Raw genomic sequence first — 24,680 nt, forward strand, 5'->3', positions numbered from 1 at the left:
CACTTGTTGTTGGTACGTGTTATTTTATTTTTGCTCAAAGAGCTGGACGATTTCGATGATGACGTTGGTTGCTTTGATCATATTGTCCACGGAGATGTATTCGTAGCGGCCGTGGTAGTTTTCTCCGCCAGTGAATATATTCGGCGTTGGCAGTCCCATATAAGAGAGCTGGGAGCCGTCTGTGCCGCCGCGAATCGGTTTAATGATCGGCTCGATATCGAGCTTCTTCATTGCTGCATAAGCCGTATCGACGATTTCCATGACCGGTTCAATTTTTTCTCTCATGTTATAGTACTGGTCGTTCATTTCAAGCTGAATGCGCTCTTTTCCATACTTCGCCTGCAGCTCACCTGCAATTCGCTTCATTTCCGCTTTTCTCGCCTCAAAGTTTTCCCGGTCGAAATCACGGATGATGTAGCTCAATTTGGTTTCTTCCACATCTCCATTGATGGAGCTGAGGTGATAGAACCCATCATAGCCGTCAGTAGATTCCGGCGCTTCCTCAACAGGCAGCATGCCATTGAATTCCATGGCAATCTTCGCTGAGTTCACCATTTTGTTTTTCGCTGTACCAGGGTGGACGTTCTTCCCTTTAACCGTCACTTTAGCTGCCGCAGCGTTGAAGCTTTCGTATTCAAGCTCGCCAAGCGGTCCGCCATCCATCGTATAGGCAAAATCCGCATTGAATGCTTCTACATCAAATTTATGAGGTCCGCGTCCGATCTCTTCATCCGGAGTGAATGCCACGCGGATTTTTCCATGCTTGATTTCAGGGTGCTGAATCAAATAGTTCATCGCTGTCATGATTTCCGTGATTCCAGCTTTATTATCCGCACCAAGCAGCGTTGTCCCATCCGTCGTAATCAAAGTATGGCCTTTGTAGCCGGAAAGCTCAGGGAAGTCATGCGTGGACATCACGATATTTTGTTCCTCATTTAATACAATATCTTCGCCATTATAGTCTTCCACGATCTGCGGATTGACGTTTTTCCCAGTGAAGTCAGTCGCCGTATCCACATGGGCAAGGAAACCGATTGTCGGAACGCCTTCTTTGTCAGATGTCGCTGGAAGAGTGGCCATGACATAGCCGTTTTCATCCATTGTGACTTCCTGCATGCCGATTTCTTTCAGTTCATCGACCAGCATTCTGGCAAGGACGAGCTGCCCTTCCGTGGACGGGCACGTGCTGCTTTCTTCATCCGATTGCGTTTCTACTTTTACGTATGTAGTAAGTCGTTTAATCAATTCCTCTTTCATGTCTCAATCTCCCTTCGTATCGATACTTCCATCATATCACGTGCGGGCCGTCCGGACACAGATGAAGATTTTCAAAAGTTCGTCAATTCCGTCAAAAGACGCGGGTTATTGTTTGACATATTTCAATTTTCCAATTATTGAAGGCCCTTTATAATTCTTAATAATTCTTTTCTGCTCTATCCCTTTACATATGCTCTTATCCTTACTATAATCGCGTCTGTGCTATGAAAAACAAAGGATTTTATAAAATAGATAAGGAGGTCATGAGGGATGAAAAAGAAGCTGTTAACATTTATCAATATTAATCTTGGAGTACTGCTGGTCGCCATCAACGTCCACTTCTTTTTATCGCCAAATCATTTAGCGACTGGGGGAGTCAGTGGTCTATCGATTGTGCTGAATCACCTCATGCCTTCGATTTCCATCGGTGTGTTCATGATCATCGCCAACGTGGCTCTGTTCATCATCGGCATCATCTTTCTTGGATTCAGCTTCGGGACTAAAACAATCTACGCGAGTTTTGCCTTGTCCGGCATGGTTTGGGGGCTCGAACAAGTCGCACCGCTTTCCCATCCGTTGAGCGATGACATCTTGATCCAGCTGATTATCGGGCAATGCATCGCAGCGTCAGGAATGGCCATCGTCTTCAACCAAAGGGCATCGACAGGCGGAACCGATATTCTCGCAATGATTTTAAATAAGTATTTTTCCATTGAAATCGGCAAGGCCGTCTTATTCTCTGATTTGTTGATTGCATTGTCTTCCACATTCATCTTTGGCCCGAAAGTCGGCATGTATGCGTTCTTCGGAGTCATTTTGAATGGGTTGGTCATTGACTACATGCTGCAAAAATTCAATACCAACAAAGAGGTCGTCATCATCAGCAGGTACAGCAATGAGATCCGATCATACATTGTTCAGGAACTTGGCAAAGGAGCAACCATCCATACAGCCAAAGGCGCCTACAATTTTGAAGAAAAAGAAGTCATCACAACGATCCTTGGCAGAAAAGAATTTTCTAAACTTAAACATTACATCATCAGTGTCGACCACAAAGCGTTCATTACCGTCCACAATATGAACGAGATCCTTGGACAGAACTTTAAGAGGCTTGCATAGAGATCCTTTTTATTTGGAAAATTGGCAAAATAGGCGTTCCGGACTGAGAACGTCTTTTTTGTTGGCTGTTTTCTAGCAATTCGGCATCTTGTTTGTGAGTAAACACCTTTTTGTTTGATATTTTGTGCTGGACGAGGCAAAAAAAGTGAGCCGAAGCCAACAAGCCAGGAAAATTAGGAGGCATTTAAGTGGAAATCCCTCTCCTGACAGGCTTTATGCGCGAAAAATGAAAGGCTATGCGCAGGAATCCGTCCTCTATGCGCGAAAACCTTTCAGCTATGCGCCGGCACAGGTGGCCAATGCGCCAAACCCCTATTCTTATGCGCCACTGGCCATTTGCCACCCGCCAAATACCCCTCAATCAATCTGCACCGACATACTTCGACAAAAGTCGGGGGGTGACACTAGGCACTTGCATGCATCTCCATACCAAAAAAAGACGTTCCCCACAAAGGAACGTCTTTTTGACTATAACAAATTATCTTTTCACGACATCCACATCTTCTGCTTTGACAAAAGCAAAGCGGTGGTTGAAGTGGATCCGGTAATATTCTTCCTTGCCGTAGACCATCTTATGGACGCCATAAGGGTCTAACGTAAATACTTTCGCATTGTAATAGTCGCCGTTCACTTTTTCCTCTGCCGCGTAGACCTGGCCTGCTTCAATGGTATATTGCAGTGGGAAGATTGATTTCGGCACGACATCGGATGGATAGGCAGAGGCTTCTGGCCATGCACTGCCATAGACCGGAATTGCATCTTTGCCTTCCTTCGGTGTAATCAGAGTCTGTACATTTCCTGGAACGGTATTTTTGTTATGTGGATTGTAGAACCATGCTTTTTGGCCTCCATACCAGATGGCATCCCAATCGCCTTTGCTGTCTGCCAGTGCAAACGTCTGGGCAGCTTCCGCTTTATTGCCCCAGTTCGCCGCTTCATCCGGTCGAGCTGCACTCATAGCCGGATCTACGATTGTCGGTGCGTCAAAGCTTGGCTCTTGATATAAGTAAACGAAGTTTGTGGAATGTTCTCGGATGTTGCCATCGTTTACGTCCACCACTTGTTTATTCGTTTCGAAATGCGGTTTGAATGTCACGGCTCTTTTCGAACCATGAGCTGGTGTGACCGGTGCACCCATGAGTTCAAAGTAGTGATCCCAATCCCAGAATGGGCCTGGATCCCAGTGCATTCCGTGCTGAGACGACGGAGTAAGGCCAGGGACTTCATTGTGGCCGAAAATGTGTGCACGATCCATTGGGATATCGTATTTTTCAGCAAGATAGCGGACAAGCTTCGCGGAAGCATGGTACATCTGCTCGCTGTACCAGTCGGCTCCTTGCGCGGCATATCCTTCGTGCTCAACACCGATGGAGTGCATGTTAAAGTACCAATTCCCGGCATGCCATGCAACATCTTTGTTCTGGATCATCTGCGTAATCTGTCCGTCGGATGAACGAAGGACATAGTGTGCAGAAGCTCCGTATGGACGGGAGAACAAATTAATGGTCGGCTGGTATTCCGTTTCCGTGTCATGGATGACGATATAGCGGATATCGCCGCCCAGCTTCGGACGGTCGCCTACATCATAATTTGTATAATTGCCCGGATTGTCGCTCAATTGCTGGTAGAAAGCAGGGATGAACTGGCTGTCTACCCCGTTTGGCACCTCGGCACGCGGATCCTTTGTACTTTTGTGGAAGTGGAATTTTTCTGCAGAGGCACGGTTGCCTGCTATATTTTCCGGTTTGAGCTGAACATCTTGCCCTTCAGGTGTATGACGGTCCATTCCTTTTTGAATCGTGGCATATACCTGGTCTGCAAAATCGGTCGCAGCTGCTTCCTCATTGGAGCCGCTGTATTTCGCCACCGCACCGTACCAATCGGCTTCCTTCTTAGGCACGCTTCCCATTGATTCCTTTGCATACTTTGCCAGCAATGCTGCAGCACCACGGATATTTTGCAAAGCATCTTTCTTCAATGCTTCAGGATCTTGATTGATGAGCTTCGCTGCTTCATCAAGCATGTGCTGATCCAAGTTTGGGGAAGGGGTGAAGGAATGGGCTTCCTCCAATCCTTTTTCATCGGCGGATGCCCCGTCCATCTGCGTCAGATGCATGACGCCGTATCCACCGGACGTACTCGGCTTCCCGTTATGCTGTTCCCATCTTGTCATGTTATAAGAAACCGACAACAGGATATTTTCGGGGACCCCGAATTCTTTTGCTGCTTTTTTGAATGCTTCCTGCAAATAAGCTGAATCGACTGATTGGGTTTCTGCCGCCAATACGTTATGTACATTCGAGAATGCTGCTTGATGGCTGCTGGCCAGCGGAAACAGCATCGAAGTACTGATGGCGATTGCTGCCGTTGCTTTGGCCGCTTTATTCCATTTTCTTTTCAAAGAAATCCTCCCTTTCCTAATGGTTATCCTCATGGAAATTTCTTTAAAAAGAAGCAGAATCCTTTTATTTTGTTTGAAAATTCCAAAAATGAACAATTTTAACTAGTACTCAAATTCAAAATATAGGGATAAAGGAGAGGTGCGGATAGGGAATTGGAAGGGGTTTCATTTTCCAGCATAAAAAAAGAACAGCCCGTTTCAGGCTGTTCTGTAAAAACTATCGCTGGTAGCCATTCATTTGGCCGGGGTTTGGCATCTGCGGCTGGCCAGTGAATGGTACATAGCTGTTCGTCATCTGGTTCATATCATTAGGGGCAAGCTGCGGCACTTGATAGTACTGATGCTTGTTTTGATAAAGAAAAATTTCATAAGCCATTTCAATAAAGTTTGGTACACTGTCTGCCAATACACGTCTGACTACCGGGTTTGTAACTTCGACCGATGTCATCGTGAGCAGGGAGGCTGTGGATTTGATCAGCCCCAGCATATGTGCGGAAATTCCTTTATCCTGGATTTCCATGATGGATTGGTTCGGCTTCTTTGGTTGAGTTGGTTTGATTCCATACACCACATCATGCGTCTGAGTCATTTTATAGCTCTGTGTAGGGTGTGATGGATCCTTCCCGGTTGTGAAGCATTCGCACGTGATGTTGTATTGATCAAGGATGAACCGATATTGGCGGTCCAAGATGTCCAAAAGCTCCGGATCTTTGATGAAGAGCCTGAACATCATATATTGGTCCAGGACATTAATCATCCCGGCGATGATTTCGTGCAGGTCAAAAATCTCATGGCCCCCATGATTCATCTGCGGCGGGATATTCTGAGACTGGGTATTTTGCGGTTGCTGTGGCGGCATCTGATAGGGCATGCCCTGTGGCTGCGTTCCTGGATTAAATCGGTTTTGCATGAAAAATGACCTCCCAAAGAAAAGTGATGTTCACTACATCCTGATTAGTATTGACTGCAAAACCCTTCCTGACCTCAAGTAATTTTTTGAAAAAAATCGAGAATTATTTCGGTTGTCGAAAAAATTTTTCGCTATGTCGAATGGCTTAATAAACCTTGTCCTCATGCAAATGAACACGCTTTCACCATTTATTGACTATTTTAAAAAATCAGAAAACTTGTTTAAATCTTGTTTTTCCTATGTTAGAATCCTTTAACAACAAGGCAATAGCATTTTCCGCCATGAAAAGAGAGGTGACCAAATCAGTTTTTCTCCATCTTAAGGCAATACATAATCAAACTAATCGAAGGAGTGAAATGTATGAGCTACAAGTTGATTAAAAATGGAACATTGATTGATGGCAATGGGGGAGAACCAGTCAAAGGTGGGGCCGTTCTGCTGAAAGGGCAGGTCATTGAGGCGGTTGGCAAGGAAAATGAGCTTGATGTATCAGGACTTGATGTAGAAGTGGTGGATGCACAAGGGGGCTATATTCTTCCGGGGTTGATTGACACGCATGTCCATCTCATGTTTGAAGTTGGTAAAGTGGAAGAGAAGCTGACCACGCCTTTTTCCTATCAGTTCTATAAAGCGATCGATCATATGAAAAAGACGCTGGATGCCGGCGTTACGACGGTAAGGGACGCAGGCGGTGCAGATGCCGGCGTCAAACAGGCAGTTGAAAACAAAGTGGTCGCAGGTCCGCGGATGCAGATCAGCATTACTCCTTTGACCACAACAGGCGGCCATGGCGATCAATGGATGAGGTCAGGAGTGGACATCACGCTTCATGGCTATCCTGGAAGTCCCGCCGGCGTCTGCGACGGGGTGGAGCAAGTCCGTCAAAAGGCGCGGGAAGTATTGAGAGCAGGTGCGGATATTATTAAAGTCCATGCAACAGGAGGCGTGCTGAGTCCGACGGATCACCCAGAATTCACTCAATACAGCCAGGAAGAGCTTGAGGTCATTGTGCAGGAAGCTAAATATCGCAGAGGATTGAAGGTCATGGCTCATGCCCAGGGTGCAGAAGGAATCAAGAATGCTGTAAGGGCAGGCATCCATTCCATTGAACACGGCATCTTCCTTGATGATGAAGCCATTGAATTGATGGTGGAAAAAGGAACATACCTCGTACCGACATTATTGGCGCCGGTATCGGTATTAGAAGCGGCTGAAAGGGATGGATCCATGCCGGAGTACGGTGTTCAAAAATGCAGAGAGGTCATCCACTTCCATAAAGAAAGCATCGCCAGGGCTTATAAAGCCGGCGTGAAAATTGCAATGGGCACGGATGCCGGCGTCATGGCGCACGGAACGAACCTCCGGGAACTGGGGCTGATGTGCGGCATCGGCATGACTCCGATGGAAGCGTTGGTCGCCACAACCAAAACGGCTGCGGAATGCCTTGGCTGGGAAGATAAAGTCGGTACGCTTGAAGCTGGCAAACTGGCAGATGTGGTCATTACAAAAACCAACCCATTAGCGGATATTACATCGTTGGAGGATACACGCAACATCGCGGTCGTATTGAAGGATGGAGAATATGTGAAAAACACGCTGAAAAAAGAAGCGGCGCTGCTCGTATAATTTTTCAGATGATGGCTGGCAGGCACGTACGAACTGTACCATAGGCCAGCCTTCGCTTTATCTAAAATCATGCCGTCAAAACACATACTTAGAAGGAGGCTGAATATTATGAGTGAACCGGTGGTAGCCGTTATGTTGGTTCTTATGTTAGTAGCAGCAGGAGAAGCTGCATCGATTTTATCCCGTGCGCGGGTTCCCATGCTTTTAGTGGTCATGTTGGGGTATCTGGTCCTCATATGGACAGGCGTCTTCCCTAAGACCATCCTCGATACAGCAACGCTTGGAACATTCGGCGCTGTCATGGTGGCCCCATTGATCATCCATATGGGGACCATCATTCCCTTCAAAGTTCTGAAGGGACAGGTGAAAGCCATCGTTATCGCCTTATCTGGTATGGTGTTAGCAACTGTTCTATTACTTGTTTTGGTACCACCAATGTTTGGATACCCTGCTGCAGTAGCATCTGCGGGGCCGATTACCGGCGGAATCATTGCCTTCATCATAACTTCTACTAAGCTTAAGGAAATGGGGATGGTCAATATCATTTCCATCCCAGCCCTGATTCTAGCGGTCCAAGGATTAGTGGGAATGCCGCTTGCAGCACACTTTCTCAGGAAGTATGCCAATAAGCTGAAAAGCTCCATTGACCCTGTGGCGCTGGAACAAGTGGCTGCATCGGCTGAAGTGGCAAGTGCCGCACCGTCAGCCTCCAAGACTTGGATTCCTGAAAAGTTTCAGACGCATTCCATCCTTCTTCTTCAATTGTTCATTGGTGGAGGACTGGCCATCTTTATCGGAAAAATCACCGGGGTCAGCTACAGTGTATGGGCATTGGTGATCGGGATTGTCGGGGCATACTTCAAGTTTTATCAGCCTAAAATGATGGAGAAGGCGAATTCATTCGGAATTGCCATGGTGGGGTTGGTGTTCTTTGTGGCAAGCTCTATGAATGATGTGACTCCATCCATGTTCGCTCATTCGGTATTAAAAGTCGTCATCATCATGCTGATCGGTATTGTGGGAATCATCGCTGGCGGCTATGTGGCTGCGAAACTGTTGAAATGGGATATCAATAAAGGGATTGCTGTTGCATTAACGGCGCTCTTCGGATTCCCCGGCGATTATTTCCTTTGCGATGAAGTAAGCAGGAGCATCGAGGGCACAGAGAAAGAAAAAGAACTCATTTTCAACGAATTGATGACCCCGATGCTTGTTGGCGGGTTTACCACCGTTACCACTGCCTCCATTGTCGTTGCGAGCATCTTGATGAAGACTTTATAGAAAAAAGGCTGCAGCTGCAGCCTTTTTTATGTCTAGCTCCTCCGGCTAGAGGCTGGGAGGTTTCCTTCAGCACACTTACGATAAGTCAACATCGGTTCACTTAGTTCACCGTGTTTCCTTTATCTCGTGGTGCTTCAGTCCAACCTCTGCGCCTCTTATACTTTTTCGCTCTTCGAAAAAGTACTCAAACAGCCGGCTCCGCTTTTCTATCACCATAATACAGGCTTGGTCACCATGAACCAAAGCATGAGAAGCAATAGGACGATGTAGATCCAGGTCGCTTTCATCAATTTTCGGCCGAGCTGTTCCTCATCCTCTCCTTGACCGTATTTCTTCAGCAATGGTGAAAATGCCCTTGCCAGAAAAAATAGGGAGCCCACGAGGACGATGATCGTCGCTGAAATCCATGAAGAAGAGAATTTCCATGAGCTGAGGATGACGAGGAGCACCCCTGACATGACTAAAACATGCCCGGCATGCTTAGCCAGCCTTACAGCGGACCTGAACGTCTGCAGATGCGCTTGCTGTACGTCGGCCTTATTGGTCCTTAGCTTCTTAATCATTGGAAGCAGGATGAAAAAAGGTCCGATAGACATGATGACGCTCAAAATATGTACATAAAGCAATAGTTTATGAAGCATCTACTCAGCCGTTTACAGGACGGAATTCATGGACCCACACTCTCATTTGAGGAAGCCATGGCATACCGGGATGGTAAGAAAGAATGGATTCTTTATAATCTTCCACGGATTGAAATCCTTCTTGTTTTGCATGTTCATCAGTCAATTCACCAAGAGACTGGGAATACACTTTCTCAACAACAAATGATTTCCCTTCAAGCTCCATGATTTCTCCTACATCTGCATAGCGGCCGTTGCGGCGAGTTGCCGTCTTGGTTCCTGCCAATACTTTTTCGATATCAGCCGGCATTGTCACCAGGCGGTCGACACTACATGATTTTTCAGGCAATTTTTCTTGATTCATTTCGTTCGTCATTTCTATTCCTCCTTTAAATTGTTAGCTATTCTATTTTACCATGATTGACCACCATAACCTATTTAGAAGTGAAAAGCTTGTTCTAATCTGATTTTCCCACGGAATATATATGGAATACCCAATAATAGAAAGGGGAAATGGAATGCTGTTCCTTAGTTATATTTTCCTTGGTTTATCCTTGTCCGCACCGATTGGTCCTATTAATGCGGCTCAGATGGATAAAGGGATCAAGTACGGATTTATGCATGCGTGGCTTGTAGGATTCGGAGCCATGGCAGCGGACCTTGTTTTCATGATGCTCATCTTTTTCGGGGGAGCCCAATTTCTGGACATGCCCTTCTTGAAGACGCTTTTATGGAGTTTCGGGTGCTTCGTCCTGATTTATACTGGAGCGGAAAGCATCTTAAGTGCAGGGAAAGCGGCAAAAAAAGAGGACATGAAAACAGAGAGTAAAGGCAAATCGTTCATGGCAGGCTTCATGATGGCTTTGTCCAACCCCCTTAATATCCTGTTCTGGTTTGGGATCTACGGATCAGTTTTAGCGAAAACGGCTGAAGCAAGCCTGGATAAAAAGGATGTATTTTTAAATAGTGCAGGAATCTTTGTGGGAATTTTCCTATGGGACCTTCTCATGGCACTGATTGCGGGGATGTTCAAACAGACGATGGCCCCAAAATTGCTGAAGATTATTTCCCAAATTGCTGGTGCAGTACTGATCGGATTCGGTCTTTATTTTGGCTGGCAGGCATATAAGGAATTGTTCATGTAAAAGTATTGAATCGGACATTCACCTATATTTCCTATCTTTAATACCTTATAAAGTGTTAAAGATAGGGGTGTTTAGAACAGTGGCTGAGATTTATTCCAAAGAGATGATTGAAAACAATCAAATGGTGCTGGAAGATTGGGCACGGGAGGCGTTCCAATCTTTTCAAAATATGATCGCTGATGATGAAAATACGTATCCTTGCGTCCCTGGTAGAATAGGTTTCTTATCCAATCATCTCCGCTATGCCTTTTTAGGCGACCCAAGAGAGGAAAAGACCTTGTTGGACGCAGCGGATGTACTGAAGAGGTATAGTCAGATGTCACGGGAGACGGGGAAATACGCTTCTCTTCTTCTGTTTTATAAATCGCCTGCGGAATTGCAGAGATATTCGATTGAAGAGTTTGAAGACCTATTTTGGTCCACCCTTACAAGTCTCAGCATGAAGGACCAAATGCCTTGGCCGGAAGGGATATCCAAGGATCCGACCCATCACACATGGGAATTTTGTTTCCATGGAGAGCCATACTTCTCATTTTGTGCAACACCTGCACACCACTTAAGAAGAAGCCGGCATTTTTCCTCTTTTTTAATGGCTTTCCAGCCCAGATGGGTATTTGAACAAATGAATGACTCCACCCAATTGGGGCGGAATATGAAAAAAATGATTCGAAAAAGGCTGGCCTCATATGATGAAGCACCTACCCATCCAGCTTTGAAATGGTATGGGCAGGAGGACAATCATGAATGGATGCAGTATTTTCTGCGTGAAGATGAATCCAGTCCATCCAAGTGTCCTTTTCACAATATGATGAACGCCAATAAGAAGTCATGATTCCGCCTTTTGCCATTTCCATTTGTGAAGAACGAAGGCAGAGAGGCTGACCAAAATCAAAACGAGCAGACTGAAGTAAAGCCCGGTCCTGCTCGTTTTTTCGAGAAGACTCCCGGCTGCAGCAATTAAAATAAACAATCCGGCCAAAATCATTTTAAATTTATGGCCGATTTTTGGCTTCAAGAGCTTCCAAGCCGTTGCTAAAATAAACAGCCAGGTATACATAAGCATGAGGCTTCCGGCGGTCGTAATGTACTCATACATATTCTTTGGCAAAAATACTGCGGCGCAGATGGAACAGGAAACTCCAACGAGGGTCAACCCCATAGCGGCAAGCGGAAGTTTTTCAGATGGAGCGTCTTTCTTGCGCCTGAAGAATCTCGGTGCGTCTCCCTCTGCAGCAAGATTCACAATCATCATCGTGACACAGTAAAGGGAAGCAGCGACAGTGGAGAAGCCAGCAATGATTAGAGCCCCGTTGAACAAATGAACGAGAATGGGGAAATCATAATGCTTCAATGCTGTAAGAAACGGGCTTTCATCGGTTGAAAATTCATTGAGCGGGACAAGCAGCAAAGCAAGGATGATGGAAAGGAAGTATAGCCCTGATAGGATGAATATCATCGTTTTTCCTGATTTCGGCGCTTCTTTCGGGTCTTTAAGATTGGTCGCCATGAGTCCGACGACTTCAATTCCCGCGAATGCGTAAAAGGAAAAAATGAATCCAGCCCATACCCCTGAAGCTCCATGGGTAAAAAAACGGATGTTTTCTGTTGGATAGTGAAGGACAGGCTTTTGAATATCAACCACCCCGGTCCAGGTGAGGATGGAAAGGACGATGAACATAAAAATAGCCGCAATCTTGATGACCGCAAAAACATTCTCTGCTTTCTCAAAGCTTTTTCCACCGGCAAGGACGATGAGGATGCCCAGTACAGCAAAAATCGAGGCAAGCATCCAAAGAGGGGCATGCGGAAACCAAAATTGAGTAAACAAACCGAGGGCCGTCAAAGTGCTGCCGAGAATCATCATTTCAGAAGACCAGTAGATCCAGCCAATCATGAAACCCGCCCAATGTCCGAATCCCTTCTTCGCATAAGCACGGTAGGATCCGTCCAATGATTCCTGTGCAATGAGGCGCGCGAGTGATTCAAACACTAGATACGTTGCGATAGCGGCAAGGAAAAGGGTGATGATAATGGAATAGCCGCTCTCCCGGATCCCGATGCTCGTCCCAAGAAAGAAACCAGTACCCGTTGTACACCCTACCCCAAGCAAGGATAGCTGCCACCACACAAGATGCCCCCCGGTATTGCTGTTCGAATGTATTCGTTGTTTCATCAAAATCATCCTCCTCTCATCCTTTTATCTTCAGTATTATCGAATAGATTATGTATGAAAATTTTCCGATTTCGCATACTTTGAATAGCCAATGAATAGGGGGAAGTTTCACGTGAAACAAGAATATTTTATCGAAGCAGAGGCCGGCCAGGCATTCAAGATGAAAAAAGGTCAAACGGTGAGGGTCATTGATGTAGAGGGAGAACAGGTGGTGGATTTCGTTGTGTATAAGGACGGGGATCTCACTGAAAGAATCGATCCAGGTGTGACAATGGATGCCCTCCATTCCTATAAAGTGGCACCAGGCGATATTTTGTACTCGAATAAATATCATCCAATCATGACAGTGGTAGAAGATGATGTAGGCGTTCATGACTTCTTTAATCCAGCCTGCAGACCAGAGATGTATGAACTTTTATATAATAAGAAAAACCATCCAAGCTGCTACGATAATTTAAGCCAGGCTTTAGAGCCTTATGGACTTTCACAGCCTGATCAATATTATCCATTTAATATCTTTATGAATACTGTCGTTGAGGATAACGGCGCGATGAAAGTGAAAAGGCCGTTGTCTAAGCCGGGCGATTCCATCCTCTTAAGAGCAGAGATGGATCTGATTGTCGGAGTATCTGCCTGTCCTTGCAGCGAAAGCGAGTGCAATGGGTATAATTGCACGCCGATTAAAGTGGAAGTGGAATAGTGACGAAAAAGGGCACCCGGCTCGAATAACATGGCGGGTGCCCTTTCTTTTTTATTTGCTTTCATAGAGATGAAAGTTCATCCCGTATGGATCTTGGACCATGATACTTTTTGGGGAATATTCTTTTGTGACGATACAACCTGCTGCATCGAGCTCAGCTTTAGCCGTTTCGAAGTCATTCACCGCAAGCTCAAAAAATACTTTTTCTGACGGATTATTTTCAATATAGAAGTTTGTTCCGTTAAAGAAAAACTGCGCTTCTTTTTCGCCATTCTTAACAAGTCTCATGCCAATTGTGCCACGATAAAACTCAACAGCTTTTTGGTAGTCCTTCACCCCGATGGCGACGTTATTGGTTAATTGGTATAGGGAAGCCTCATTGATTTTTTTCTTTGGCGTATACGAACCTGCTTCAGCTGGCAATAAATCGAAAAGCGGCCAGACCGCACAAAAATCGTCCCCTGGACCAAACGGAGCGCTTGCGACCAAATAGATGGCACCATCCTCATGTTTGCTGAAAGTGGATACGCCTGGATAGTAGTAACCATCCTTTTCAAAACCTAAATCCTCTTTAAAAGTAGTATCTTTAGTTGAAATCATGGGGAAAGTCCATTTTCGTTCTGCTGAAAAATCCTCTTGAACCTCTGGGGAGTCTGGTGAAGAAAGCACAAAGGATGTATGGTCTTCGATAAAATGATATACGCCATTGATTCCGTCCGCCCACATCGTGCAATACGGACAGCTCCTGCCCATATTATGGACGACAATCAATTCATCTTTATCTTTAAAAAGATCAAGCAGTGTGGTCTGGTCCCCGGTTGAGGTTTTAAAATGGTAGTTTTCGACTTTTTTTCGAGGTACCCTTTGCCGCAGTTCAGACAGCTGTTTTTTCTTTTCTATTATTTCCTTTTGAAGTTCTTCGATTTCCTTTACTGCATCTTGGATTTCCATGATAACTCCCCCTTTGTTCGATTCAAGTATTCTTTCGATAGGAGGAGAGGAAATCCTTTATATATCACATGAAAACATCTTTTAATATTTCGACATTCCATAGGAAATCAAAATATTTATTGGCATCTATATTTCTGTAAATACATTGGCTGCACGATCTGCCATTATCCGGTTTCGGCAAAGCGTAAAAAGTGCTTGGAGAAATGAATCTACTTGGTTTGGTGACTTTGGCAGGGGAATTGTCACTCTAGGTGAGCCGAATCGGCTGATAAAGTAGGTTTTCCGCTCAGCGTTTTTTCCGTCCCTCTTCAATGGATTGTACGTCCACCAAAGCGAACCGCCATCCTCTTCTACATGTTGAATTTCAGCGGCCGTCGTAGATTTATTTTCTAAATAAAGCACGAGATAGTAATTGCCTTTGCGGTGCCAATCAATAAACAAAAAGTGATAAGCTTCTTCTCCGTGTTTTCGGATTGTGTACCCAGCACTGACCGATTTCCCATTAACCCATTGATGAAATAGAGGAAGTTTCCCCGCTGCAGTGTCTAATTTGATCGCCTCAAACTGGCTTGAAACCTGCAATTCCATCCATTGATCCATCAGAGAGCTGATTTTTAAGGCCTGCTCAATCTTCATAAGAACTCCTCCTGCCCTAAATAAACGCAGCCGGATAATTGGCTGCGCTTTTTAGTGAATCGTATCCTTACACTTCTACTTCACTCATCAGAGCATGGATATTTCCATCGGGATCCTGGAAGAAGGCCATCCATGTTTCTGTATTATCGATTTTGGCGATGAGATGGGGATCTCCATGAAATTCCACGCCTTTTTGGCGGTAGTCTTCAAACGCTTTTTGAATGTCGTTAACCTGAAAGTAGACAATGGAACTCTTGTGATCAAATTCTGCATTTTCCGGGATGCTTAAAAGAAGACGAAGGCCATTGCATTCCAAAAAAGCCATGTTTTTAGCTTGAAAAAGCAGTGGAAGACCCAGCACTTCATGATAAAAATGGATGGATTTCTCCATCTGGTGGACAGGAATGGACACTTGTCCGATAGCGGTAATATGGTTCATTACAATTCTCTCCCTTTAAAACATCTCTATTTAGTTTTCGGTTCTAGCTTTTCCAAGTAATCTACTGCGTCTTGCGTTGTAGCAACAGGGATGATTTTAATCTTGTATCCTCGTTTCTTCGCTTCATCTTTAATGTCTTTCTCGTTGGCATCTTCAGGGTTCAGGTCTTTCGGGCAGAAGAAGATATCCACGCCTGCTTTATGGGCGGCCACGATTTTGTCCCGGATGCCGCCGATCTGTCCGACATGTCCTTCAGGATCAATGGTACCTGTTCCAGCAATTTTGTATCCCTTGGTCATATCTTGATCAGAGAGCTGATTGAAGATTTCCAATGAAAACATGAGTCCTGCGGATGGGCCGCCGATGTCTCCTGCATTCACCTTTACTTTCCGGTCGGTTTTAAGCTTCAGCATATCATCCGGCACGATCCCGACACCGACTTTGGAGGTTTTAGGATCGAGCTTCATGACTTTTACAACTGCTGTCTTTTGCTTTCCGTTTCGGGTGAATCCAATTTCAACTTGATCTCCGGCCTTTTTATTCTTGTTGATATAGTGGATGAAATCCTCTGTTTGATTGAGTGTCTTTCCATCCAATGTGTGAATAACATCGCCGACTTTAAGCTTCTTTTTTGCCTCGGATTTAGGCAGGATGGCTTGGACAAACACCCCGTTATGTAAGGTTTCAACCGGTTCGCCTGCTGTCTTCAGACCAGCTGCTATTGCATTGGTCTGAGATCCGTCCATCATATGTTTCAGAAGTTCGCCGTACTCTTCATCAGACAGATCGCCTTTCACATTCTTTGCATTTTCGATTTGGGTATCAGGTGCAACCAACCCATAGATCAGGACATAAGGATTGTAGGCCTTAATGGATAAAACGGTCGTTAGTGAGAAGCTGCCTTTTTCTTTTTTATGGCCGCCGACCACTGTAACTTTTTTGTCCAATGCCTCAATGGTTCCGGGTTGATAGAGATAGTAAGGCGTTGGAATGAAGGCAACCAGTAAGAATATAAACAACGTTATAATCGTTGTTTTGGCCCAGCTGAATCTTCTGGGACGATTTCGATTTCGTTGGCTCATGCGCTTTCCTCCGAATTATAGGATTATTTGAAATTTTTGGTGTTCAGTAACCTTATTTTATCATTTTAAGCTTCTAAGAATATAGTCTTAGGAAATGTTTTGATTGAAATACGCACAAATGTGGAATAGGTATGTTATGCATCAAAAAGATCGGAGGAATGCAGGGGATGAATGAAAAAACCACGGCGTGGACGGAAGAAAAAGTAAGAAAAACTCTGCCGGTAAGAGGAGAGGATAGCCATAAAGGTACCTATGGGACAGGGCTGTTGATTGCAGGAAGCACCGATATGCCGGGGGCAGCGATCATTTCTTCGCAGGCGGCCATGAGATCCGGGATTGGGAAGCTGGTGGTTGGCACAAGTGAGGATGTCATTCCATCCATTGTCCCTGTGCTCCCTGAAGCCACTTACTGGAGAAACGGACTGGATCACCTCGCAAGTGATGGGATTCAACAAGAATTTCGTGCAGCCGCCATCGGTCCGGGGCTTCCCCCTGAGGAAAAAGTGGAAAAGGCCCTTCATAAGCTCCTTGAGAAAGATATTCCATTGATTGTAGATGCAGGTGCGTTGGAAAAGATCCCTTCAACATTTTCGGACCGGAAATCACCTGTTATCCTGACTCCACATCCAGGTGAATTTTCCCGAATCACAGGGGTTTCAGTGGAAAAAGTGCAAAATGCGCGGGTTGAGCTTGCAAAAGAATGGGCTGAGAAGCTGAATGCAGTGATTGTCCTTAAAGGAAATAATACGGTCACTGCATTCCCTGATGGGGAAGCATTCCTCAACCCGACAGGAAATGCAGCCTTGGCCAAAGGGGGGACAGGCGACGCATTGACGGGGATGCTCCTTGGGATGCTTTGCTGCCATGAAAATTATCGACACGGCATTTTAAACGGTGTCTACCTGCACGGGGCATGTGCAGACAAGTGGGTGAAGGAGAATTCTGCCCATACGCTCCTTGCACATGAACTCTCGGAGCTGCTTCCTCAGGTCTTGCGGCATTTTGAAACAAAAGCTTGAGAAAGTAAAAAAATCTTATACATAAAGGAGAGATGGGTATGTGGATGGCGGTCTTATGGGGTGCCATAGCCGGTTCGGCGACGCTGCTCGGGGCTTTTGCAGTCCTGAAAGTTTCATTTAATAAAAGAATGATCGGCATGATTATGGCGCTTGGAACAGGGGCCCTTATTGGTGCGACTGCCTATGAATTATTAGGGGAGGCAGTCGAGAAAAGCGGTTTTACGGAGGCTGCCATTGGATTTTTAGGCGGGGCGCTCGTTTTTACCATCTTTGATTATCTTGTATCCAGAAGTGGTGGACACAAACGAAAGAGTTCGGATGGGACAAAGTCGAAGGAATCAGGCGATTCGAATTCCTCCAACACAGGCATGGCCATTTTTATCGGGACAATCATGGATGCCATTCCTGAATCCGCGATGATTGGTTTAAGCCTGATTGAAGGCGGAGGGGTCAGTGCCGCGCTGGTAGTCGCGATTTTTATCAGTAACTTTCCAGAAGGTTTGTCCAGTACAGTCGGTTTGAAAAAAAGCGGCTACACGAATGGGAAGATCATGTGGATGTGGGTAATCGTTCTTGCCTTCTCTGCCTTGAGTTCATTGGGCGGGGCGCTTCTGCTCCAGGATGCTTCTGACAGTGTGAAAGCCATCATGAGTTCATTTGCCGGCGGCGGGATCATTGCCATGGTTGCTTCCACCATGATGCCGGAAGCATACGAAGAAGGAGGTCCGAGCGTCGGATTTATCACAGCAGTCGGCGTCTTCATCTCGTTGATTCTGCATCATTTGTAATAACACCAGGTGCATAAATATGGTTGGTTGTCAGAACCTATTGATATTGAAGCATCATGTCGGTATCGAGGGGTATTTATGGGATATTTTGAAAAAAACAAAAGAGAATTGCTATCTAATGCGTTTACGGTATTTAAAATCGCCCTTGCCTCAGGTCTTTCATGGGAGCTGGCCAAGCTGGCAGGATCCGTTCATCCATACTTAGCGCCATTATCTGTCATGCTTTGTCTGCAGAGTTCAGTTGTCGCTTCTATCAGGTTCTCCCTTCGCAGGATTCTTGGCACCGTTATCGGGGTCATCGTGGTGATCCTTGCAGCAGAACAGTTTTCCCTCAATGGGTGGACGCTGGGGTTTCTCATATTAGTCGGAGGGTTGATCGTCAACTTTCTCAAATTCGATATTGTCGTCATTCATCAAGCTGTCATTACCATTTTACTTGTATTCGTTTTTGAAAAAGCGAGCGGCCATTATGCAGTCGATCGAATTCGCGATACTGCCATCGGGGCAGCGACTGCCGTGGTCATCCAAGTGCTGTTAAGCCTATGGGGCAGTTCGTACAGCTATGTAAAAAGAGTAGACCGCCATTCGAAGGAGCTCGCGGCATCTTTTGAAGTCTGTGCCAAGTGGCTTGAAAATGGTTCGCCTCTTTCCCAAGGAACCGTTCTGAAGAAGCAAGCAGACGAACTATATACTGAATTCCTTCATGATAAAAAGAGGCTGAGGAAGTCGTTGGGCGGTTTCAAAATTTCTCCTATTATGAAAAGGAAGAAAGAGGACTGGAAAAGGTGCAAATCAAGCTTGGAGCATCAGGATCAAGGATATCAATACTTGCTTGAAACAATGGGGATCCTGCTGGATTGGTCAGCGTCGGGGTGGATGGAATCGATGGATAGACGAATATGGGCGATGCAGCTCGAAGCTGTCAGCAGGTATTTCCAAAGCTTGAAGTCTACCTCAAGTGATGTTCAATTCCCTGATTTTGCTGCGATCTATCCCATTGCGAAGGAAAAAGACCGATTTCACATCGCCCAGTACTACCATACGGAGCAATTTATTAAAAGATTGCGGATATGAACAGTTTTTGGAATGAGAAAAGGTGCAAATAGAGAAGGATTTGGCGTATATTAACTCTCTCCATTTGGGCTTTGCGCGGGAAATCGGCGTCTATGCACCGTTTACTAGTGCCTATGCGCGAAACTCACCCCGCTATGCACCGATTAGAACGTCCTATGCGCCAAACTCTCCCTCTTATGCGCGAGCGGCAAAATCACCAGCATAAATCGACAAAAACCGAGGCGTGTCCATGCACCACAAAAAAGCCTGAGGACCATTCGCACGGCATTCCTCAAGCTTTGTTTTGTTATTCGTAGGCTTAAACCCATTCTTCTTTCAAAATGGCATAGTAATATTCATCCCACCAGCCTTCGCCATGAGGGATGCATTTTTTAAAATAGCCTTCGCGCCTCATGCCGATTTTCTCCATTACCTTCCATGAAGGTGGATTATCCGGCTGGCAGGTGGCGATGATCCGATGTAGGCCAAGCTCTTCAAAACCATATTTTAAGAGGGCTTTCGCTGCTTCTGAAGCGTAGCCTTTATTTTGGTAGTCAGGGTTGAAGACCCAGCCAATTTCGTACGTATGATCCCCAAAGTATTTATGGAACACCATATGTCCGATTAAAGCACCATTTTTTTTCAGGATGACAGGGAACTTTTCCACTTTTTCACCCGCGTTTTTACGGGTAAACTCCCGGGCATCCTCCTCGCTGAAGACGCCTTCCGGAATAAAATGCATGACCTCTTTATTTGAAGTATATTTGTAGACGTCTTCCCAATCGTGTTCCGTAAATTTACGGATCTGCAATCTGTCGGTTGTTAGGTTCATGAGTATGGCTCCTATTAATGATTATAATTTCAATCAGCTATTACATTCGGCAAAAGGGAGAAAAACCCTTTTTCCCAATCTGCCTCATGGGGTCTTTCACGAAATGTATGGGAAAGTGTTATAATTGTACAGACTTTTAAGGGTTCGGTTTCTGGAAATTTTTTGAGAGAGTAGTTGATTCTGTAATGAAAAAAACAACGGTAAAAATAAAACCTCAATATATAAAACAATATCAAAGCGGTTATCCACTTATTGCAAAAGAAGCGCTGGCCAACAGCAGCAGCCTCGATCAAGAAGGCGAAATCATCGATTTAAAGGATGATAGGAACGGGTTTATCGGACGGGGCTATTATGGAAGGCAGAATAAAGGATACGGCTGGATTCTGACGAGAAAAGAAAAGGAAGAAATCGATGGCGCTTTTTTTGTAAAAAAAATCAGCAATGCCGTCGGTCAGCGGTCTCATTTGCTTCAGTCTGAAGAAACCACTGCCTTTCGCGTCTTCAATGGGGAAGGGGACGGCATCGGCGGATTGACCATCGACTATTTTGACGGCTATTACCTTGTCACTTGGTACAGCTTAGGGATGTACCAGTTCCGGAATTTTGTGTTCGAAGCCATTAAAACACTTCCGAACCTAAAAGGAATCTATCAGAAGAAACGCTTCGATTCCAAAGGACAGTATGTGGAGGATGATGATTTCGTTTCCGGGACAAGGCCGGATTTCCCCTTGATTGTAAAAGAAAATGGAGTGAACTTTGCCATTTACCTTAATGATGGCGCAATGGTCGGCGTTTTCCTCGATCAAAGGGAAGTAAGAAAGCGGATCAGGGACCACTATGCAGACGGAAAGACGGTATTGAATACCTTCTCTTACACCGGGGCCTTTTCTGTTTTTGCGGCTATGGGCGGTGCGGTGAAAACGACCAGCGTCGACCTGGCCAACCGCAGCCTTCCGAAAACCATCGAGCAGTTCAGCGTGAACGGGATCGATTATGAGGGACAGGACATCATTGTGGAAGATGTGTTTAAGTACTTCAAGTATGCCGTGCGGAAAGAGTTGAAGTTCGATATGGTGATCCTCGATCCGCCAAGCTTTGCGAGGTCCAAAAAATTCACATTTAGTGCAGCAAAGGATTATACGAATCTGTTGAAGGAAGCAATCTCCATTACGGAAAAAGGAGGCGTGATCGTCGCCTCCACTAACTGCAGCACATTCGGCATGAAAAAATTCAAGCAATTCATCGATGCCGCATTCCGCGAATCTGAGGGAAAATATAAAATCCTCGAAGAACATTCGCTGCCGGAAGACTTCAAGACTATCAGCGAATTTAAGGAAGGCAACTATCTCAAAGTCGTCTTCATTCAAAAAAAATAAACGTAAAATGAAGAGAGCCCCCAGGCAGATGCCATGGGGGCTTTCTTCGTTTGACAATATTCGGGGCGTGTCCAGCTCCACCGGCTAGAGGCTGGGAGGTTTCCTTCAGTGCGCTTACGATAAGTCAACATCGAATCGCTTCGCTCTTCGTGTTTCCTTTATCTCGCAGCACTTCAGTCCAACCTCCGCGCCTCTTATACTTTTTCGCAGGCGAAAAAGTACTCAAACAGCCGGCTCCGCTTTTCTTTTGTGTCGCTTTAGTTGTTTTGGCGGATGGCTTCCTGGTTGCGTTTGGACGGCCAGAATGCCCATCTGCCAAAGATGACAGTCAATGCCGGTACGAGGAATGGGCGTACGACGAATGTGTCGAGAAGGACGCCTATAGCCGTTACCGTTCCGAATTGGACCAGCACTTGGATAGGGAGCGTAGCAAGGACCGCAAATGTTCCGGCAAGGATCAGACCTGCAGAAGTGATGACAGCCCCTGATTGGGAAACACCTTCTGTAACTGCCTGGCCGAGCGGCATGCGTTTGCTCTTTTTCCAGATGCTCGAAATCATGAAAATGTTGTAGTCTTCGCCGAGTGCGACGATAAAGACAAAGGAATAAAGCGGGATGAATCCTTGGATGGCAGTAACATCAAATCCGTAATGAAGAACGATCCATCCAAGTCCTAGAGCACTGAAATAAGAAAGCAGTACGGTTGCCATTAAATAAAGCATCGCGACAACGGAACGAAGATAGACAAGCAGCAGGACGGCAATCATCGCAATGATGATCGGGATTACGACGGAAGCGTCTTTATCTGTCGTTGCTCTCGTATCAAATTGTTCAGATGTTTGGCCGCCGATCCAGACTTTATCGCCAGCATTAGAAACGCCGGCTGATTTCAAGGATTTTTCAGCTTCGTCGCGCAAGTCAGGGATATGGTTCATTGCTTCATTGGAATATGGATTCACACTGAATTCAACATCGTAGGAGAGCATATCCTTGTTCTTTTCACCTTTTCTCGGGTCTGAAACTTTTGCGACATATGGAAGTGCCTCAAGTTTTTCCTTCAAGTCCAGGTCATTGCCCTCCGATTGAACCATCACTTGGGCAGGTGCCAGCTCCCCTGAGTTAAAGTGGTCTGAAATCAGCTGGAAGCCTTCTCTTGAAGGCATATCCTTCGGGAAGGAAGAGAGTGTATCAAACGTATATTGGATCTTCATGGAGAAAAAGGCGAAGACCCCAAGCACCACTACGGTACCGATGGCGATTTTCCATGGGTTTCTGACAATGCCTCCCCCAAGTTTCTCTCCGAAGCTCGGTTTTGTTTTTTCCGGCTTGAGCTTTTTGCCTTTCTTCTCAGCACGTTCAACTTCCATTTCCCTTGTACGCGGGATGAACGGGAAGAAGGACGCGCGGCCTAGAATGGCCAGAAATGCCGGTACGAGCGTCAAACTTGCTACCATCATGATCAAGATGGATAGACTGAATGGAATGGCGAACCGCTGGATGGATCCGTACTGCGCCAATAATAGAGCGAGCAGGGAGAAGACGACAGTCAATCCGCTCATCGCGATGGCGCCTGATGATCCGGTTAACGCACGCTTCAATGCCTGTTTTTTATCCCTCTCTTCTTTTAATAAAGTCCGGAAGCGGGCAATCAGGAATAGGCAGTAGTCAGTACCTGCCCCGAAAAGGAGAACGGTCATGATCGACAAGCCCTGCGAGTCAAAAGTCGCCCATCCTTCTTTTCCAAACCATCCCAATACGGGGTTGATCACTCCATAAGCGAATCCGACCGCAACAAGCGGGACAAGCGCTAATATAGGCGAACGGTAAATGACAAGCAAGAATACTAGAACAAGAGTCACAGTCGCCAGCAGCAAGGAGAGATCTCCCTGGCTGAATAAATCCACTGCATCGACTTCAATCCCTGCAGGACCTGTAGCACGGACAAGAAGAGTGTCTTTATCCTTCATTTTCGCATCGAACGGGTTAGTGTCGAACATATCACTGGTGCGGTCATTCAATTCTTTCAAGCTGGCTTTCACTTTCTCTGTACTTGCTTTTTTATCAAATAAAATCGGATAGACGAGTGTCGTACCATCTTTTGAAATCAGCTGCTTTACGGCAGGCAGCGGCATCTCATGAATCGGAACGGAATTCAACTGTTCAGGAAGGGGATTATCTGCTAGATCTTTGGAAAGCTTTTGAATTCCGGCAATGTCATCATCCGTCAAACCTGATGAACGGTACCAGGTTAAGAGTGCGGGCTTCCCGTCGCCGGAAGGGAATTCTTTCTCAGCGAGCTTTTGGGCTTCAACGGAAGGTTTGCTGCTGCTTAAATTTGCTGCAAGGTCATTTTTTTGCGAGCTTGCCTGAGGCAGGGTCAGATTGACTGCTGCTAGAATCAGAATCCAGACGACAAGGGTAATCCATTTCCCTTTTTTGCTGGAGACCCAGTTCCCGTATTTTTCAAACCAGGACGTTTTCATTTACTTCATCTCCTAAATCGTGAATTTCCTTATCAGTTGATAAGGTGGGAATAAAATAGTGCATGTGTATTTAATCTTTAAAAAAATCGAATCAGCTCAGCCCATAAAGCAGGACATCCACAATCATATGGGATTTTTCTTCAGCTGCTTCCTGCCGGCTCTTGCTGCTGTCTTTCAGGAACTTGGAAGGTTCCATGGATGATTTAATCAGGCTCAGCAAAAAGTGTGCGGCGTCGATGGGGGTTGCCCCAAATCGATATTGATTCTGAAGCTTGCCTTCCTTTGCCGCCTCTTCAAAAACTGCGACGACCGGCATGAGATAGCCGTTCATCCACCATTGATAGATTTGCGCCTGTGAAGCTGCATCCAGCTGATGTTCGATATCATGAAACATCTGATTCAAGTCTTCGTGATGATTCAGCATCATGTAATAGGCATATTGCTGGAGTCGCTCCCTCAAACTTTGCGGACGCTTTAAAATCCGTTGGACAGCTGTCTGGGTTTTAAAGATTGTTTCCCTGATGACTTCGATATACAGTTCTTTTTTGTTCGTGAAATGATGGTAAAGGGCAGGCTGCGTCAAACCGCATAAATCCGCGATCTGCCTTGTGGACACAGAACGGTATCCATACTCCATGAACAAGTCATGGGCTGTCTTGATGATGGCGTTCCTCGTTTCCACGTGCTCCCCTTTCTCAAAATTCCGCTTATCTTTGGAATCCATCCTACAGATCCTTTCACAAAGGTATTTATCACTTGATAAGTTGAATATAAGACATGTACAAGCTG

General features: G+C 45.7%; 23 protein-coding genes. 10 read left to right on the forward strand and 13 right to left on the reverse strand.

All coding sequences use genetic code 11. The features are described from left to right. Positions 1-24: 24 nt before the first annotated feature. A complete protein-coding gene (pepT, locus tag DFR59_RS11430; protein ID WP_114745777.1) occupies positions 25-1,257 on the reverse strand; it encodes a peptidase T in 1,233 nt (410 codons plus the stop codon). A 270-nt stretch (positions 1,258-1,527) separates the two neighbouring features. On the opposite strand from pepT, the gene DFR59_RS11435 reads away from it, so the two are divergent. Continuing rightward, positions 1,528-2,376 carry a YitT family protein gene (locus DFR59_RS11435; protein ID WP_114745778.1) on the forward strand — a complete coding sequence of 283 codons (849 nt, stop codon included), beginning with the start codon at positions 1,528-1,530 and terminating at the stop codon, positions 2,374-2,376. Between the two features lie 478 nt (positions 2,377-2,854). Here DFR59_RS11435 and DFR59_RS11440 read toward each other — a convergent pair whose 3' ends face one another. Both DFR59_RS11440 and DFR59_RS11445 read right to left on the reverse strand, forming a co-directional pair. Beyond that, on the reverse strand, positions 2,855-4,777 hold the full coding sequence (locus DFR59_RS11440; RefSeq protein WP_245948466.1) for an N-acetylmuramoyl-L-alanine amidase: 1,923 nt from the start codon (positions 4,775-4,777) through the stop codon (positions 2,855-2,857). 217 nt (positions 4,778-4,994) lie between these two features. After that, complete coding sequence (locus tag DFR59_RS11445; protein ID WP_245948474.1) at positions 4,995-5,636, reverse strand: spore coat protein; 642 nt, start codon at positions 5,634-5,636, stop codon at positions 4,995-4,997. A gap of 411 nt (positions 5,637-6,047) precedes the next feature. On the opposite strand from DFR59_RS11445, the gene DFR59_RS11450 reads away from it, so the two are divergent. Beyond that, positions 6,048-7,313 carry a metal-dependent hydrolase family protein gene (locus DFR59_RS11450; protein WP_114745780.1) on the forward strand — a complete coding sequence of 422 codons (1,266 nt, stop codon included), beginning with the start codon at positions 6,048-6,050 and terminating at the stop codon, positions 7,311-7,313. 108 nt (positions 7,314-7,421) lie between these two features. Beyond that, complete coding sequence (locus DFR59_RS11455; protein WP_114745781.1) at positions 7,422-8,594, forward strand: hypothetical protein; 1,173 nt, start codon at positions 7,422-7,424, stop codon at positions 8,592-8,594. 209 nt (positions 8,595-8,803) lie between these two features. Here the strand turns inward: DFR59_RS11455 and DFR59_RS11460 are convergent, their stop codons facing one another. Continuing rightward, positions 8,804-9,235 (reverse strand): hypothetical protein, encoded by a 432-nt coding sequence (locus DFR59_RS11460; protein ID WP_114745782.1) that lies wholly within the window; start codon positions 9,233-9,235, stop codon positions 8,804-8,806. Positions 9,236-9,239: 4 nt separating this feature from the next. Then, positions 9,240-9,590: an ASCH domain-containing protein gene (locus tag DFR59_RS11465; protein WP_114745783.1), complete on the reverse strand. Its 351-nt coding sequence runs from the start codon at positions 9,588-9,590 to the stop codon at positions 9,240-9,242. Between the two features lie 142 nt (positions 9,591-9,732). Here DFR59_RS11465 and DFR59_RS11470 point away from each other — a divergent pair, with 142 nt between their 5' ends. Both DFR59_RS11470 and DFR59_RS11475 read left to right on the forward strand, forming a co-directional pair. Further along, positions 9,733-10,359 (forward strand): LysE family transporter, encoded by a 627-nt coding sequence (locus tag DFR59_RS11470; protein ID WP_114745784.1) that lies wholly within the window; start codon positions 9,733-9,735, stop codon positions 10,357-10,359. A gap of 79 nt (positions 10,360-10,438) precedes the next feature. After that, entirely contained in the window at positions 10,439-11,191 is a 753-nt protein-coding gene (locus tag DFR59_RS11475; protein ID WP_114745785.1) for a YqcI/YcgG family protein, read from the forward strand. On the opposite strand, the gene DFR59_RS11480 is transcribed toward DFR59_RS11475, so the two are convergent. Further along, on the reverse strand, positions 11,186-12,532 hold the full coding sequence (locus tag DFR59_RS11480) for an amino acid permease (RefSeq protein WP_114745786.1): 1,347 nt from the start codon (positions 12,530-12,532) through the stop codon (positions 11,186-11,188). The two genes, DFR59_RS11475 and DFR59_RS11480, sit on opposite strands and share 6 nt — an antisense overlap. A gap of 91 nt (positions 12,533-12,623) precedes the next feature. On the opposite strand from DFR59_RS11480, the gene DFR59_RS11485 reads away from it, so the two are divergent. After that, a complete protein-coding gene (locus DFR59_RS11485) occupies positions 12,624-13,232 on the forward strand; it encodes a DUF1989 domain-containing protein (RefSeq protein ID WP_114745787.1) in 609 nt (202 codons plus the stop codon). A 51-nt stretch (positions 13,233-13,283) separates the two neighbouring features. Here the strand turns inward: DFR59_RS11485 and DFR59_RS11490 are convergent, their stop codons facing one another. The 4 genes from DFR59_RS11490 to DFR59_RS11505 all read right to left on the reverse strand — a co-directional run bounded on the left by DFR59_RS11490 (position 13,284) and on the right by DFR59_RS11505 (position 16,340). Beyond that, positions 13,284-14,183 carry a DUF899 family protein gene (locus tag DFR59_RS11490; protein ID WP_114745788.1) on the reverse strand — a complete coding sequence of 300 codons (900 nt, stop codon included), beginning with the start codon at positions 14,181-14,183 and terminating at the stop codon, positions 13,284-13,286. 126 nt (positions 14,184-14,309) lie between these two features. Continuing rightward, positions 14,310-14,819: a hypothetical protein gene (locus tag DFR59_RS11495; protein ID WP_114745789.1), complete on the reverse strand. Its 510-nt coding sequence runs from the start codon at positions 14,817-14,819 to the stop codon at positions 14,310-14,312. A 67-nt stretch (positions 14,820-14,886) separates the two neighbouring features. Further along, entirely contained in the window at positions 14,887-15,258 is a 372-nt protein-coding gene (locus DFR59_RS11500; protein WP_114745790.1) for a VOC family protein, read from the reverse strand. A 26-nt stretch (positions 15,259-15,284) separates the two neighbouring features. After that, complete coding sequence (locus tag DFR59_RS11505; protein WP_114745791.1) at positions 15,285-16,340, reverse strand: SepM family pheromone-processing serine protease; 1,056 nt, start codon at positions 16,338-16,340, stop codon at positions 15,285-15,287. A gap of 131 nt (positions 16,341-16,471) precedes the next feature. On the opposite strand from DFR59_RS11505, the gene DFR59_RS11510 reads away from it, so the two are divergent. The 3 genes from DFR59_RS11510 (at position 16,472) to DFR59_RS11520 (ending at position 19,221) form a co-directional block, all read left to right on the forward strand. Beyond that, the gene (locus DFR59_RS11510) at positions 16,472-17,359 is read left to right on the forward strand and encodes an NAD(P)H-hydrate dehydratase (RefSeq protein WP_425454707.1); all 888 of its coding nucleotides are present in this window, start codon (positions 16,472-16,474) and stop codon (positions 17,357-17,359) included. A 38-nt stretch (positions 17,360-17,397) separates the two neighbouring features. Continuing rightward, positions 17,398-18,147: a ZIP family metal transporter gene (locus tag DFR59_RS11515; RefSeq protein WP_114745792.1), complete on the forward strand. Its 750-nt coding sequence runs from the start codon at positions 17,398-17,400 to the stop codon at positions 18,145-18,147. 78 nt (positions 18,148-18,225) lie between these two features. After that, positions 18,226-19,221: an FUSC family protein gene (locus DFR59_RS11520; protein ID WP_114745793.1), complete on the forward strand. Its 996-nt coding sequence runs from the start codon at positions 18,226-18,228 to the stop codon at positions 19,219-19,221. A gap of 298 nt (positions 19,222-19,519) precedes the next feature. Here DFR59_RS11520 and DFR59_RS11525 read toward each other — a convergent pair whose 3' ends face one another. Continuing rightward, complete coding sequence (locus tag DFR59_RS11525; RefSeq protein ID WP_114745794.1) at positions 19,520-20,032, reverse strand: GNAT family N-acetyltransferase; 513 nt, start codon at positions 20,030-20,032, stop codon at positions 19,520-19,522. 185 nt (positions 20,033-20,217) lie between these two features. On the opposite strand from DFR59_RS11525, the gene DFR59_RS11530 reads away from it, so the two are divergent. After that, positions 20,218-21,408: a class I SAM-dependent rRNA methyltransferase gene (locus DFR59_RS11530; RefSeq protein WP_114745795.1), complete on the forward strand. Its 1,191-nt coding sequence runs from the start codon at positions 20,218-20,220 to the stop codon at positions 21,406-21,408. Positions 21,409-21,665: 257 nt separating this feature from the next. Here DFR59_RS11530 and DFR59_RS11535 read toward each other — a convergent pair whose 3' ends face one another. After that, the gene (locus DFR59_RS11535; protein ID WP_114745796.1) at positions 21,666-23,891 is read right to left on the reverse strand and encodes an MMPL family transporter; all 2,226 of its coding nucleotides are present in this window, start codon (positions 23,889-23,891) and stop codon (positions 21,666-21,668) included. Between the two features lie 91 nt (positions 23,892-23,982). Then, positions 23,983-24,615 carry a TetR/AcrR family transcriptional regulator gene (locus tag DFR59_RS11540; protein WP_114745797.1) on the reverse strand — a complete coding sequence of 211 codons (633 nt, stop codon included), beginning with the start codon at positions 24,613-24,615 and terminating at the stop codon, positions 23,983-23,985. Positions 24,616-24,680 lie beyond the last annotated feature (65 nt).

This window comes from Falsibacillus pallidus (assembly GCF_003350505.1).
Taxonomy (GTDB): domain Bacteria; phylum Bacillota; class Bacilli; order Bacillales; family DSM-25281; genus Falsibacillus; species Falsibacillus pallidus.

Bases quoted from the DNA above. Each gene is read 5' to 3' on its own strand.
- DFR59_RS11460 (WP_114745782.1), bottom strand. From the start codon at position 9,235: ATGCTTCATAAACTATTGCTTTATGTACATATTTTGAGCGTCATCATG.
- DFR59_RS11450 (WP_114745780.1), top strand. From the start codon at position 6,048: ATGAGCTACAAGTTGATTAAAAATGGAACATTGATTGATGGCAATGGG.
- DFR59_RS11435 (WP_114745778.1), top strand. From the start codon at position 1,528: ATGAAAAAGAAGCTGTTAACATTTATCAATATTAATCTTGGAGTACTG.
- DFR59_RS11500 (WP_114745790.1), bottom strand. From the start codon at position 15,258: ATGAACCATATTACCGCTATCGGACAAGTGTCCATTCCTGTCCACCAG.
- DFR59_RS11470 (WP_114745784.1), top strand. From the start codon at position 9,733: ATGCTGTTCCTTAGTTATATTTTCCTTGGTTTATCCTTGTCCGCACCG.
- DFR59_RS11510 (WP_425454707.1), top strand. From the start codon at position 16,472: ATGTTATGCATCAAAAAGATCGGAGGAATGCAGGGGATGAATGAAAAA.
- DFR59_RS11465 (WP_114745783.1), bottom strand. From the start codon at position 9,590: ATGACGAACGAAATGAATCAAGAAAAATTGCCTGAAAAATCATGTAGT.
- DFR59_RS11530 (WP_114745795.1), top strand. From the start codon at position 20,218: ATGAAAAAAACAACGGTAAAAATAAAACCTCAATATATAAAACAATAT.
- DFR59_RS11480 (WP_114745786.1), bottom strand. From the start codon at position 12,532: ATGAAACAACGAATACATTCGAACAGCAATACCGGGGGGCATCTTGTG.
- DFR59_RS11445 (WP_245948474.1), bottom strand. From the start codon at position 5,636: ATGCCGCCACAGCAACCGCAAAATACCCAGTCTCAGAATATCCCGCCG.
- DFR59_RS11485 (WP_114745787.1), top strand. From the start codon at position 12,624: ATGAATAGGGGGAAGTTTCACGTGAAACAAGAATATTTTATCGAAGCA.
- DFR59_RS11490 (WP_114745788.1), bottom strand. From the start codon at position 14,183: ATGGAAATCCAAGATGCAGTAAAGGAAATCGAAGAACTTCAAAAGGAA.
- DFR59_RS11525 (WP_114745794.1), bottom strand. From the start codon at position 20,032: ATGAACCTAACAACCGACAGATTGCAGATCCGTAAATTTACGGAACAC.
- DFR59_RS11505 (WP_114745791.1), bottom strand. From the start codon at position 16,340: ATGAGCCAACGAAATCGAAATCGTCCCAGAAGATTCAGCTGGGCCAAA.
- pepT (WP_114745777.1), bottom strand. From the start codon at position 1,257: ATGAAAGAGGAATTGATTAAACGACTTACTACATACGTAAAAGTAGAA.
- DFR59_RS11455 (WP_114745781.1), top strand. From the start codon at position 7,422: ATGAGTGAACCGGTGGTAGCCGTTATGTTGGTTCTTATGTTAGTAGCA.
- DFR59_RS11540 (WP_114745797.1), bottom strand. From the start codon at position 24,615: ATGGATTCCAAAGATAAGCGGAATTTTGAGAAAGGGGAGCACGTGGAA.
- DFR59_RS11535 (WP_114745796.1), bottom strand. From the start codon at position 23,891: ATGAAAACGTCCTGGTTTGAAAAATACGGGAACTGGGTCTCCAGCAAA.
- DFR59_RS11515 (WP_114745792.1), top strand. From the start codon at position 17,398: ATGTGGATGGCGGTCTTATGGGGTGCCATAGCCGGTTCGGCGACGCTG.
- DFR59_RS11495 (WP_114745789.1), bottom strand. From the start codon at position 14,819: ATGAAGATTGAGCAGGCCTTAAAAATCAGCTCTCTGATGGATCAATGG.
- DFR59_RS11520 (WP_114745793.1), top strand. From the start codon at position 18,226: ATGGGATATTTTGAAAAAAACAAAAGAGAATTGCTATCTAATGCGTTT.